The organism is Streptomyces sp. NBC_00341, from assembly GCF_041435055.1.
Taxonomy (GTDB): Bacteria; Actinomycetota; Actinomycetes; order Streptomycetales; family Streptomycetaceae; genus Streptomyces.
Genome location: NZ_CP108002.1, coordinates 2,865,313 through 2,877,820, shown reverse-complemented (window position 1 = coordinate 2,877,820; position 12,508 = coordinate 2,865,313). Strand labels below are relative to the sequence as shown.

At 71.0% G+C, this 12,508-nt stretch carries 9 protein-coding genes, 1 tRNA gene and 1 pseudogene; 9 read left to right on the top strand and 2 right to left on the bottom strand.

Annotated elements, in window-relative coordinates:
• Positions 1 to 37: 37 nt before the first annotated feature.
• Entirely contained in the window at positions 38 to 235 is a 198-nt protein-coding gene (locus tag OG892_RS12825) for a helix-turn-helix transcriptional regulator (RefSeq protein ID WP_371629186.1), read from the top strand.
• Positions 235 to 1,623 carry a tyrosine-type recombinase/integrase gene (locus tag OG892_RS12820; RefSeq protein ID WP_371629185.1) on the top strand — a complete coding sequence of 463 codons (1,389 nt, stop codon included), beginning with the start codon at positions 235 to 237 and terminating at the stop codon, positions 1,621 to 1,623. Before OG892_RS12825 ends, OG892_RS12820 begins: the two co-directional genes overlap by 1 nt.
• Positions 1,624 to 1,822: 199 nt before the next feature.
• Here the strand turns inward: OG892_RS12820 and OG892_RS12815 are convergent.
• Positions 1,823 to 1,895: transfer RNA gene (locus OG892_RS12815), tRNA-Arg, on the bottom strand.
• Positions 1,896 to 2,211: 316 nt separating this feature from the next.
• On the opposite strand from OG892_RS12815, the gene OG892_RS12810 reads away from it, so the two are divergent.
• The 7 genes and pseudogenes from OG892_RS12810 (at position 2,212) to OG892_RS12780 (ending at position 11,395) form a co-directional block, all read left to right on the top strand.
• A complete protein-coding gene (locus OG892_RS12810; RefSeq protein WP_371631626.1) occupies positions 2,212 to 3,864 on the top strand; it encodes a dynamin family protein in 1,653 nt (550 codons plus the stop codon).
• Positions 3,861 to 5,939: a GTPase gene (locus OG892_RS12805; protein ID WP_328867060.1), complete on the top strand. Its 2,079-nt coding sequence runs from the start codon at positions 3,861 to 3,863 to the stop codon at positions 5,937 to 5,939. Before OG892_RS12810 ends, OG892_RS12805 begins: the two co-directional genes overlap by 4 nt.
• A gap of 104 nt (positions 5,940 to 6,043) precedes the next feature.
• A pseudogene (locus OG892_RS12800) lies at positions 6,044 to 6,451 on the top strand (single-stranded DNA-binding protein); the annotation flags it as partial.
• A gap of 582 nt (positions 6,452 to 7,033) precedes the next feature.
• The gene (locus OG892_RS12795; RefSeq protein ID WP_073738972.1) at positions 7,034 to 8,398 is read left to right on the top strand and encodes an LAETG motif-containing sortase-dependent surface protein; all 1,365 of its coding nucleotides are present in this window, start codon (positions 7,034 to 7,036) and stop codon (positions 8,396 to 8,398) included.
• Between the two features lie 221 nt (positions 8,399 to 8,619).
• Complete coding sequence (ettA, locus tag OG892_RS12790) at positions 8,620 to 10,284, top strand: energy-dependent translational throttle protein EttA (RefSeq protein ID WP_073738973.1); 1,665 nt, start codon at positions 8,620 to 8,622, stop codon at positions 10,282 to 10,284.
• Between the two features lie 5 nt (positions 10,285 to 10,289).
• Complete coding sequence (locus OG892_RS12785) at positions 10,290 to 10,712, top strand: acyl-CoA thioesterase (protein WP_371629184.1); 423 nt, start codon at positions 10,290 to 10,292, stop codon at positions 10,710 to 10,712.
• Positions 10,709 to 11,395 carry a hypothetical protein gene (locus OG892_RS12780; RefSeq protein ID WP_371629183.1) on the top strand — a complete coding sequence of 229 codons (687 nt, stop codon included), beginning with the start codon at positions 10,709 to 10,711 and terminating at the stop codon, positions 11,393 to 11,395. Before OG892_RS12785 ends, OG892_RS12780 begins: the two co-directional genes overlap by 4 nt.
• A 40-nt stretch (positions 11,396 to 11,435) precedes the next feature.
• On the opposite strand, the gene OG892_RS12775 is transcribed toward OG892_RS12780, so the two are convergent.
• A complete protein-coding gene (locus tag OG892_RS12775; RefSeq protein ID WP_371629182.1) occupies positions 11,436 to 12,485 on the bottom strand; it encodes a DUF2804 domain-containing protein in 1,050 nt (349 codons plus the stop codon).
• Between the last annotated feature and the right edge of the window lie 23 nt (positions 12,486 to 12,508).

Sequence of the window (12,508 nt, the reverse complement as noted above, 5' to 3'; positions counted from 1 at the left end):
CCCGAGGACAAGAGGCACGGCCGAGGAGGCACGCCCCATGCCCAGCAAGACCGGAAACCCCAAGATGCTGACCCTGCCGGAAGTCTGCGAAGAGCTGGATGTCTCGCGATCCACCTTCTACGACTGGCGCCAGAAGGGCCGCGCTCCCCGCTGTATCAAGCTCCCGAACGGCGATCTGCGCGTGCGGCGGGATGAATTGGACAACTGGCTCAACGACCACGAGGACGCCGCTTGATGGAAACGACGTACAACGTCAAGGTCTGGAAGATCGCAACGTACAAGGGAGCGCGCGGCACCACGTACACCGTGCGGTGGACTTTGGACGGCAACGAGCAGCGGGCCCCGTTCGCGACACGAGCACTCGCAGATGCCTTCCGATCCGAGCTGGTCAGTGCGACCAGGCGTGGTGAGGCGTTCAGCCTCAGCACGGGGCGGCCCGTCTCCCATCAGACGGGTGCTACCGCCGTGAACTGGTACCAGTTCGCTGTCCAGTTCACCGACCTCCAATGGGATCGGACGGCCGGCAACAGCCGGAAGAACACATCCAAGGCTCTCACGGCCACCACTGTTGCTCTGCTGCGGACGCCGCCGACAGGCTTCCGGCCCGTCGACGTGCGCACGGCGCTCCGAGAGTTCGCCTTCAACACCAAGCGGCGCGAGGAAGCACCGCCGGACGTGTCGGTCATCCTCCGTTGGGTGGAACGGAACACGCTGTCCATGGCGGCCTGGGAGGACCCGGCCAAGGTGGACGGAGTTCTGCGAGCGTTCGACGTTCGGCTGGACGGCACACGAGCCGCCGCCAGCTCCGTAAAGCGCAATCGGCGCGTCCTCAACGTTGCCATGGAGCATGCCGTGAAGCGCAAGGTCCTGCGGACGAACCCCCTGCCGAAGGGCAGGGGGACCGCGCCGAAGACGTCATCAGCGGTGGACAAGCGGGCGATCCTGAATACGGGCCAGGCGGCCCGGCTGCTGGGCTGGGTGCGCGGCCGTTCCCGCGGCGGCCCCCGACTGCACGCATTCTTCGCGCTGCTCTACTACGCGGGCCCGCGCCCCGAAGAAGCAGTGGCGATGCGGGTGCGGGACATCCGGCTGCCGGCCCCGGACGTTGCAGACCAGTGGTGCGAGCTGTTGTTCCATACCGCTCAGCCGGAGGTGGGCAAGAACTGGACTGACAACGGGGCCATCCACGAGGAGCGCGGATTGAAGGGGAGAGCCGCAGATGACACCCGCGTGGTCCCTGGGCACCCCTCCCTGACGAGGATCCTGCGCGAGCACATCAAGGTCGAGGAATTGAAGCCGAACGATCTGCTGTTCCAGGGGGAGAAGGGCGAGCTGCTCGCGGGTTCCGTCATTCGCCGGGCCTGGCGATCCGCTCGTGTGGAGGTCCTCACCCCTGACGAGTTCGCCTCACCCTTGGGTAAACGGGTGTACGACCTGCGGCACACGCGGCTGACCAAGTGGCTCAACGACGGCATTCCGCCGGCACAGGTCGCGGAGTGGGCGGGGAACAGCGTGCCGATCCTGCTGGCCATCTACGCCCGCTGCGTGTCCGGTCAGCTCTCCGAACTGAAGAAGCGGATGGAAGCGGGGGAAGACCTCCCCGAGCTGCCTGACGTGGGCTGACGGGAGGCGGAGAACTTCTCCGTACATTCTCCGTGGCCAGCCGTAGAAACCCGGTGACAGCCGGACAGCGCCGGCCGTCCTGACAGCTACCCGAGGCCGGTCCGGCGCTTACGCACCCTCTACGGGCCACTGTCTAGTGTGCGTCTGACCAGCGAAAAGGCCCTCCGGAGTGGAGGGCCTCAAGGTGGTGTGCGCTGTGCGCCCCCGGCAGGACTCGAACCTGCGGCCAAGCGCTTAGAAGGCGCCTGCTCTATCCACTGAGCTACGGGGGCCGGGTGGTGGACTCGGTGACCTGGAGCCCTGGGACCCGGGCGGTCCGCGACCTGCCGGGACAAGGATAGGGCTCCGAACGCCTGGACCCGGTTGCTTCACCTGCGTGGCACGATGTGGAGGTTCGGTGAAGCGAAACGATAATCGCAGGTAGGTGCGATTCATGCATAGCTTTTGGCGCCTCACGCCCCGGGCGTTGTGCACTCGTTATGCCTGCGCCCCACTCGTCCCCTCTGTCCTGAGCAGGAACCGCCGCGCAGAGGGGGCTATACGCTTCAAAAAGGCGCCAAAATTGGGCATTCTTCGCATGTGGTGACCTTGGACGTACGGCCTCAGCTCATCGACGCACTCTCCGCCCTGCGCGACCGTGTCGCTGCCGTGCGTCTTCCACTCCCGCTGCCGGGCGCTCCACGCGCCAGGCAGACCAGGATCGAGCTGCTCGCCCAGCTCGACGACTACCTGCTGCCCCGCCTCAAGGACCCAGAGGCACCCCTGCTCGCGGTCATCGGAGGGTCCACCGGTGCGGGCAAGTCGACGCTCGTCAACTCCCTGGTGGGGCGCCGGGTCAGCGAGGCCGGGGTGCTGCGGCCCACCACGCGCACCCCGGTGCTGGTCTGCCATCCGGAGGATCATCACTGGTTCGCCGACATCCGGGTGCTCCCGCAGCTGACCCGGGTCTGGCTGTCGCCCGAGGAGTCCGCGAACCCCGGCCAGTGCGACCACCTCGACGGGGCCGGCGGGAAGGCCGCGGAGGAGGGGACCGCGCTCCGCGTCGAGACCGCCGCCGGGCTGCCGCGCGGGCTCGCCCTGCTGGACGCCCCCGACATCGACTCGCTCGTCGTGCGCAACCGGGTGCTGGCCGCCGAACTCGTCTGCGCGGCGGACATCTGGGTGATGGTGACCACCGCCGCCCGGTACGCCGACGCCGTGCCGTGGCACCTGCTGCGCACCGCCAAGGAGTACGACGCCTCGCTCGTCACCGTCCTGGACCGGGTGCCGCACCAGGTGATCGCCGAGGTCTCGCGGCAGTACGGGGCGCTCCTCACCAAGGCCGGTCTCGGCGAGGTGCCCCGCTTCACCATCCCCGAACTGCCCGAGTCGGCGGGCGGCGGCAGCGGACTGCTGCCCACCACGGCGGTCGCCCCGCTGCGCGCCTGGCTCACCCACCGCGCGCAGGACCCGGCGGCCCGTCAGCAGGCGGTCGGGCGGACGGCCGCCGGGGTCATCGACTCGCTCGATGTCCGGCTGCCCGCGCTCGCCGGAGCCGTCGCGGCCCAGTACGCGGCCGCCGTACGGCTGACCGGCGTGGTCGAGGACGCGTACCGGAAGGAGGGCGCACGGGTGCGGCGGCGGCTGCAGAACGGCGGCGCGCTCGCCGGCGACGCCCGCACCAGGTGGCGCGGATACCCGCTGTACAGCACCACGGAGGAAGTCCTCGAAGCCCTGGTGGAGAGCCTCGCCGCACTCCTGGAGTGCGCGGTGGCGGCCGCCGACGAACAGATCCGGACGAACTGGCGGCGGGAGCCGGCGGCCGCGGTCTTCGGCTTCGAGGAGGTGGGCCGGGAAAAGGGCGGATGGGGGCCGGCCGAGGACATCCGGGGCCGGATCGCCATGACCGTACGGCGCTGGCGCAGGGTCCTGGAGGAGCTGGCCGAGGAAGAGGTGCGCCTCATGGAACGCAACGCGGCGCCCGACGCGGAGACGGTCGCAGCCCTGCTGGCCGCCGCCCTGCTCGGCGGCCGACGGGCCCGTACGGCCGGCGAACAGCTGGCCGAACGCATCGGCGCGCAGGGCGCCCTGAGGCTGCGTGACAAGGGCGGGGCACTGCTCACCAGCTATCTCGACCAGGTGCTCGGGGGCGAACGCGACCGGCGTCTCGCCCCGCTGGACGCACTTGACGTGGCACCGGAGCCGCAAGCAGAACTGATCGCCGCGCTGTCCGTACTGCAGAAGGAGAGGTGGCAGCGATGACTGCCGTCACTGACGAGGGTCCGGGCCGGGGACAAGGACCGCGGCCCGAGCCGCGGCCCGAACCGGGACGCGGCCCGGACGTGGGTTCCGCCCCCGGCGAGGACCGCCCCAAGGACCGGTCGCAGGGCCTGGTGGAGGGCCTGGCGGAGGACGGGGAGCAAGGCCGGGCGAGGGACCTGGCCGAGGACGGGGCGCAGAGCCTGGAGAAGGGACCGGCGGAGGACGGGGCCGGGGACGGGACGCGAGGCCGGGCGAAGGGCAGGGGGACGGACCCGGGCGGGACGGGCAGTGGCTGGGACGACGGTCTCATCGCCCGCCGCGCCGCCGCCGGGGCCGTTCCCCAGGAGGCGCCGGCGGCCGTCCCGGAGGACGACACCCGCCCCCAGGTCGAGGCGTACGTCCCCTCCGGCAGCCCGCTCGGCCCCCGCCTGGACGCGCTGCGTGAGCTCGTCGGGCTCTCCAGGGCCCGGCTCGACCGGACCGACCTCGCGGAGGCGGGCCGGGTGCTCGACGAGGCCGCCGCCCGCCAGCGGCTCTCCTCCCGGCACACCGTCGTCGCCATCGCCGGAGCGAGCGGCAGCGGCAAGTCGACGCTCTTCAACTCCCTGGCGGGCGCGCAGATCTCCGAGGCCGGGCTGCGCAGGCCGACCACCGCCTCGCCCATCGCCTGCTCGTGGACGGACGGCGCCGCGGGGCTGCTGGACCGGCTGGCGATTCCGGGCCGGCTCAGGCGTCGGCCGCAGCCGGGCGGAGCGGCGGCCGACGAGGCGCTCCAGGGGCTCGTGCTGGTCGACCTGCCGGACCACGACTCGGCGGCGGCCGGGCACCGTGAACAGGTGGACCGGGTGCTGGCGCTGGTCGACGCGGTGGTCTGGGTCGTGGACCCGGAGAAGTACGCGGACGCCGCACTGCACGAGCGCTATCTTCGGCCGCTCGCCGGGCACGCGGAGGTCACCTTCGTCGTCCTCAACCAGATCGACCGGCTGCCCGGCGAGGCCGCCGACCAGGTCCTGGACGACCTGCGCCGACTGCTCGACGAGGACGGCATGGCCCTCGGCGAGCACGGCGAACCGGGCGCCACCGTCCTGTCCCTGTCCGCGCTCACCGGCGACGGGGTGGGCGAACTGCGCGAACTCCTGGGCCGGTTCGTCCAGGAGCGCACGGCCGCGACGCGCCGGCTCTCCGCCGATGTCGACGCCGCCGCCGCCCGGCTCCGCCCGGTGTACGTGGCCGAGGGGCGGACCGGGCTGGGGGAGCGGGCCCGGGAGGAGTTCGCCGGCCGGCTCGCGGAGGCCGTCGGCGCCGCCGCGGCCGGTCAGGCGGCGGAGCGCGAATGGCGCCGCAACGCGGGCCGGGCGTGCGGGACGCCGTGGCTGCGCCTGTGGCGCTGGTACGAGTCCACCCGGCAGCCTCGGCTGCTGGACCGGACCGCACTCACCGCCCCGCCGGAGGAGCAGCTCACCGCACGTCAGCGGGTCGAGCAGGCGGTACGCACGGTCGCGGACGACGCCGTCGACGGGCTGCCCGGACCGTGGGCGCAAGCGGTGCGCGAGGCCGCGGTGCACGGGGCGCAGGGGCTGCCGGAGGCGCTCGACGAACTGGCCGAGCGCGCCGGCGCGGCGCCGGGGCGGGGCGCGGACAACGACGCCGGTGAGCCGGCGGAACCCGGCGCGCGGACCGGAGCGCACCGGGGGCGGGCCGGCACCAGGCCCCCGCGCCCGGCCTGGTGGCCCGCGGCCGTACTGGCCCAGGTGGCGATGACGCTGTTGCAGATCTTCGGCGGCCTGTGGCTGATCGGCCAGATCATCGGCGTGCTCGAACCGGGGCTGCTGACGCCCGCTCTGGTGATGCTGGCGGGGATCGTCGGCGGCCCGCTGGTGGAGTGGTCGTGCGCGGCGGCGGCCCGGGGCCCCGCACGGCGGTACGGCCAGGAGGCCGAACGCAGACTGCGCGAGGCGTCGGCCGCCTGCGGACGCGCCCGGGTGCTCGATCCGGTGGCGGCGGAACTGGTGCGCTATCGCGAGGTGCGGGAACGCTTTGTGGCGGTGACGGAGTTTTCCACAACGGGCCGTTAGTCCACAGGCGCCAGCAGGAAATCCGCCTCCCCCTCAGCATGGGATCAGCGACCGGCCCGCAAGGGCGCGGGTCACTGAATCCAGTGCGAAGGGGAGGCGGAGTCATGAACGAGACCTTGGTGACGCTGGTGGGCAATGCGGCCACCGGTGTGGAGTTCCGGGAGACCCAGAGCGGGGGAATGGCGCGATTCCGGTTCGCGGTGACGCCGCGACGGTGGGACCGGGAGAAACAGCTCTGGGCGGACGGACACACCAGCTTCTACACCGTGTGGGCGTGGCGCACCCTGGCGTCCAATCTGACGGGTTCCGTCTCTGTCGGGGAACCCCTGGTGGTGCACGGCAGGCTGAAGGTGCGCGAGGAGGAACGGGAGGGGCAGCGACGGACGTTCGTGGACATCGAGGCGATGGCGGTGGGCCACGATCTGACCAGGGGGACGTCGGCGTTCCGGCGGGTGGTCAGGGCAGACCCGGGGCTGGTGTCGCGCACCAGTGGTGCGGTCGCGGCCGAGCCGGACCGGTGGGCGGTGCGCGAGGTGTCCGGGCGGGACCGGCCGGCGACGCCACCGCGGGAGCGGAGCGAACAGCCGGAGCAGCCGGAGCAACTGGAGCAAATGGAGCAGCTGAGCCCGAGGGAGCAACTGGATCAGCCGCATCAGCCGGAGCAGACAGACCAGGTGGGCCAGGCGGTCCAGGAGGATCGGCGGGGAGGGCGGGCCGGTCGGCCGGACGGGGTGGAACGTCCGGCGGCCAGGCGCCGGGTGGTTCGCCGGAAGAGCGGGCCCGAGCTCGTGTCGGCACCCTGACCGGCCGCACCAACCACCGTCGGCCCAGGCGTTAGCGAGGATAACGATTCTGAGTCGGAATGGTTATCCGAAGGTATGACGGGGGACTGTGCTTCGCTTCGTACTTAGGATTCCCCAGTACTCACAGGGCACTTGAGTCGGCAGGCGGGACATTCCCCACACGCGCACCAGGCGCGAGGGTCTCGCCCGGAGGGGAATTCTGTGTTTTTTGCTTCTTCAGCGACCGTTTCGTCATCCAGGGCGACGGTCAATTCCCGACGGATCCAGGGCATATCCCGCCTGGCGGCGTCGGTGGTGGCATCCGGTCTGGTCATCGCCGGCACCCTCGCCGGTGCGGGCGGCGCGGCCGCCGACGAGGCGCCGCAGCACCAGGGCGGCGCGAGCGCGGTACTGGACGGGTTGAAGACGTACGACGTCGCGGTGCTGCACGCGGACGGCAAGGACCAGCGGCTGCCGGCCGGGCTCTTCGAGATGACCGTCGACGGCGGCGGCAAGCTCAAGACCTACTGCATCGACATCCACAACCCCACCCAGGACCAGGCGAAGTACCTGGAGACCCCCTGGTCCCAGACCTCGCTGGGCGGCAACAAGAACGCCGGCCGGATCCGCTGGATCCTTGAGCACTCCTACCCGCAGGTCGACGACCTCACGGCACTCGCCGAGGCGGCGGGCACCGGGCCGCTCACCGAGAAGACCGCCGCCGCGGGCACCCAGGTGGCCATCTGGCGCTTCTCGGACAACGCCGACGTCGACGCGTCCGACGGCCAGGCGGAGAAGCTCGCCGACTGGCTGCAGAAGTCCGCCACCGACACGGCGGAGCCCAAGGCGTCCCTCTCCCTGGACAACGCCGCCGTGTCCGGCCGGTCCGGCGAGCTGCTGGGCCCGGTCACCGTCCGCACCAACGCCGGTCAGGTCTCGGTGGCACCGCCCGCCGACTCCGCCAGCGGTATCAAGGTGACCGACAAGGAGGGCAAGGCCGTCACCACGGCGGCCAACGGCACCGAGCTCTACTTCAACGTTCCGTCCGCCGCCGCCGACGGTTCGGCGTCGCTGACCGTCCAGGCCACCACCTCGGTACCGGTCGGCCGGGCCTTCGCGGGTGTGACCAAGAGTCAGACCCAGATCCTGGCCGGCTCCAGCGAGTCCACGGTCGCCGCGAGCGCCACGGCGAACTGGGCCAAGAAGGGCGCGATGCCCGCGCTCTCCGCCAAGAAGAACTGCGCCAAGGGCGGTGTGGACGTCACCGCGAGCAACAAGGGCGACGAGCCGTTCACCTTCGAGCTGGCCGGGGCGAAGCACACCGTCGAGGCCGGCAAGACCGCGACCGTGACCGTGCCGGTCGCCGAGGACCAGGCGTACGACTTCACGGTCACCGGTCCTGGCGGGTTCACGAAGACGTTCAGCGGCGTGCTGGACTGCAAGACCAGCGCCCCCGCCACCACCACCGGCGGCCTCGACACCCAGACCGCCGACCAGCCCAGCACGACCACCGCCACCGCGGGCGGCAGCTCCACGGGCGCCGAGGGCGACCTCGCCGAGACCGGAGGCTCCAACGCCACCCCGATCATCGCGGGGGTCGCGATCGCCCTCGTCGTCATCGGCGGCGGTGCGGTCTTCTTCCTCCGCCGGCGCAAGGGCCAGACCTCCGGCCAGTGATGACAGTTCAGTGATGAGCCGTAGGCACACGGTGACGATGTGCTGATGACAGCCCCGGGACGCGACCGCGTCCCGGGGCTGTCGCGTACCCGAGGTCCGGGCCGGGCCCTTCCAGGGAGCGCGAAGGCGAGTACCGCAGGCAGTACTGGTTTCCATCCGGGGGTGGCCGTCAGGCAAGATGGGGTGTATCTGCCCACTCATCGATTGCCGGACGGTTTCTCTTGGCTGAGTACATCTACACGATGCGCAAGACACGCAAGGCGCACGGCGACAAGGTCATCCTTGACGACGTCACGCTGAGCTTCCTGCCCGGCGCGAAGATCGGTGTGGTGGGTCCCAACGGTGCCGGTAAGTCCACGGTGCTGAAGATCATGGCGGGCCTGGAGCAGCCGTCCAACGGTGACGCCTTCCTGTCGCCCGGGTTCAGCGTCGGCATCCTCATGCAGGAGCCCAAGCTCGACGAGTCGAAGTCCGTGCTGGAGAACGTCCAGGACGGCGCCGCCGAGATCATGGGCAAGCTGAAGCGGTTCAACGAGGTCGCCGAGGAAATGGCGACCGACTACACCGACGCGCTCATGGACGAGATGGGCAAGCTCCAGGAGGACCTGGACCACGCCAACGCGTGGGACCTGGACGCTCAGCTGGAGCAGGCCATGGACGCCCTGGGCTGCCCGCCCGGCGACTGGCCGGTCACCACGCTCTCCGGTGGCGAGAAGCGCCGCGTGGCGCTCTGCAAGCTGCTCATCGAGGCGCCGGACCTGCTGCTGCTCGACGAGCCCACCAACCACCTGGACGCCGAGTCGGTGAACTGGCTGGAGCAGCACCTCTCGAAGTACGCGGGCGCCGTGGTGGCCGTGACCCACGACCGGTACTTCCTGAACAACGTCGCCGAGTGGATCCTCGAACTCGACCGCGGCCGCGCCATCCCCTACGAGGGCAACTACTCCACGTACCTGGAGAAGAAGTCCACCCGCCTCAAGGTCGAGGGCCGCAAGGACGAGAAGCGCCAGAAGCGGCTCAAGGAAGAGCTGGAGTGGGTCCGCTCCAACGCCAAGGGCCGCCAGACCAAGTCCAAGGCACGTCTCGCCCGGTACGAGGAGATGGCGGCCGAGGCGGACAAGATGCGGAAGCTGGACTTCGAGGAGATCCAGATCCCGCCGGGCCCGCGGCTCGGTTCCATCGTCGTCGAGGTCGAGAACCTCTCCAAGGCCTTCGGTGACAAGGTCCTCATCGACGACCTGTCGTTCACGCTGCCGCGCAACGGCATCGTCGGCATCATCGGCCCGAACGGCGCGGGCAAGACCACGCTGTTCAAGATGATCCAGGGCCTGGAGACGCCGGACTCAGGCGCCATCAAGGTCGGCGACACGGTCAAGATCTCCTACGTCGACCAGTCCCGCTCCAACATCGACCCCAAGAAGACCCTCTGGGCCGTCGTCTCCGACGAGCTGGACTACATCAACGTCGGCCAGGTCGAGATGCCTTCGCGGGCGTACGTCTCCGCGTTCGGCTTCAAGGGCCCGGACCAGCAGAAGCCGGCCGGTGTCCTCTCCGGTGGTGAGCGCAACCGCCTCAACCTGGCACTGACGCTCAAGGAGGGCGGCAACCTGCTGCTCCTCGACGAGCCCACCAACGACCTCGACGTCGAGACCCTCTCCTCGCTGGAGAACGCACTCCTGGAGTTCCCGGGCGCGGCCGTGGTCATCTCCCACGACCGCTGGTTCCTGGACCGCGTCGCCACGCACATCCTGGCGTACGAGGGCGACTCCAAGTGGTACTGGTTCGAGGGCAACTTCGAGTCGTACGAGAAGAACAAGGTCGAGCGCCTCGGTGCGGACGCGGCCCGTCCGCACCGTGCCACGTACAAGAAGCTCACGCGAGGCTGATCGTCTTGGCACGTCACATCTACAGCTGCCCGCTGCGCTGGTCGGACATGGATGCCTTCGGCCACGTCAACAACGTGGTCTTCCTCCGCTACCTGGAGGAGGCGCGCATCGACTTCATGTTCCGGCTGGCGCCGGGCGACGGCTCGCCGTCGTTCGCGGGCGGCTCCGTCGTGGCCCGGCACGAGATCGACTACGTCCGGCCGCTGGTCCACCGGCACACGCCGGTCACCGTCGAGTCCTGGGTCACGAAGATCGGCGCCGCGTCGCTGACGATCGCCTACGAGATCAAGGACCCCGAGCAGGTCTACGTCCGGGCCTCGACCATCGTCGTGCCGTACGACCTGGCCGAGGAACGCCCGCGGCGGATCTCCGCCGAGGAGAGGCTCTTCCTCCAGAAGTACCTGGCCGAGGAGCCCGCCGCGGCATGAGCGTGCCCGTGCAGTCGCTGATGTTCGCCGACGCGAGGGAGGCCGCGGATCTCGCGGCCTTCCTCGGCCGGCTGCTCCACTACGACCGGGCCGCCGCCGTACGCCTCCAGGCGGGCGGCGGGGCGCTCGCCGTGTTCGGCCGGCCGCCGTCGTTCGAGGTCCTGGCGATCCGGGCGGTGCGCCTCGCGGACACGCATGACTTCGACGTCACGGTGTCGGCCGGCGAACTCCTCGAATCGCTGGACGTCGAGGGACCGGACGCCGGTGCCGGGGCGCTGCCCCAGCCGGTGACCGGACCGCCGTGGACGGGCGTGCTGCCCCCGCGCGGCGGCTGGCAGGAGTGCCGTCCGGCGCTGCCCGGCCCCGTCGCCCTGGGTGCGGCACTCAGCGCCGCCGTGCAGGAGTTCCGGGCGCGCGACGAGGCACTGCCGGAGGACCGGCGTACGCGGGCCGAGCGGGAACTCATCGGACGCGACATCTGGTCCCGGTCCGTCGGCGGCACGGAGCTCCCGCTGCGCGCCGTGCACGCGGCGCAGGCCCTCGGTTTCCTCCGGTCCGCGCCCGACTTCCCCGTCGCGCTGCTCTCGGCGGGGGCGTGGCTGCGGCTGCGCACCCCGTTCGGCGCGATCGCCCTGCGCCGGGCCGGTGCCGGGCTGGGCCCGCTCGGCTTCTCGGTCGGTTAGGGCCTGTCGTTCCTGACCAGGGGCGGATCAGGCAGCCGGTTCACCAGCGCATGTGGACGTCCTCGGCCCAGCCCAGCAGCCGTTCCACCACGATCTCTTCGCGGTCGTCGGTGCGGACGCGGCCGTCGTAATGGCCGAAGCACTGGTCGGTGCGGTTGGCGATCAGCCCGGTCTCCGTGTGTGCCGACCGGTTGTGGAACGGGGTGAACGTCAGGTCTACCTGGCCGGACGAGGGCGTACGGATGGTCCAGGGGGCGAGGAGGTCGGCCGTCGACCACCGCCAGTCCAGCTCCTCGCCGATCTTGGTCAGCCGGCCGTCCACACAGAGCCCGTTCTCGGTGGAGCCGGTGCCCACCGTCCAGCGTCCGCCGAACTGGAGGCCCACCGTGTGCCCGCCGGTTCGTCCGGAGGCGGCGCCCCAGTTCCAGTCGACCGTGCGCGGCCAGCGGCCCCGGCCGTGGTCCAGGACGGCCCAGGTGTCGTCCCCGTCGAACTCCAGGAACTCCGTACCGATCCTGACCCGGCCGGACGCGGGGAGCGCGGTGTGCTTGGAGGTGTACTGGAAGCGCCGGTCGCTCCACGGCACCACGACGGAGAGCGATTCGTGCCCAGGCTCCCGGGCGACCAGCAGGTCCACCTCCAGTGGCACCCGGTCCGCGGTCAGGCAACGGGCCCTCAGCCGGGTGCCGGTGCTCTCGTCGCGGATCTCGATCCGCACCTTGCCGCCGGACGGACGCGCGGGTCCGACCACCACGTCCGCCGAGCCGGGGGCGCCGGCCACGGTGTCGGGGAGCCCGGTGCCGAAGCCGCCGGGGACGATCGCGGTGCGCTCCGACTCCAGCCCGCCCGGGGCGTATTCGAGCAGGTAGACCGTGTTCAGGGCGAGGAAGTCGAGGTCACTGACGGTCAGCGCCACCAGATGGGTGGGCGTCGTCACGCACCAGTACTCCCATCGCTTCGTCCGGCCCCAGCCGCGCAGATTGGCGCGGTGCAGCGGCACCCTGGACCAGCCGACCGCCGCCGGATCGAGACGGCCGTCGGGCAGACAGAGATCGACGGGCTCGGTGATCTCGTGCTCGTGCGTCGCCATGCGCGGAGCCTACAGCGGGCCGT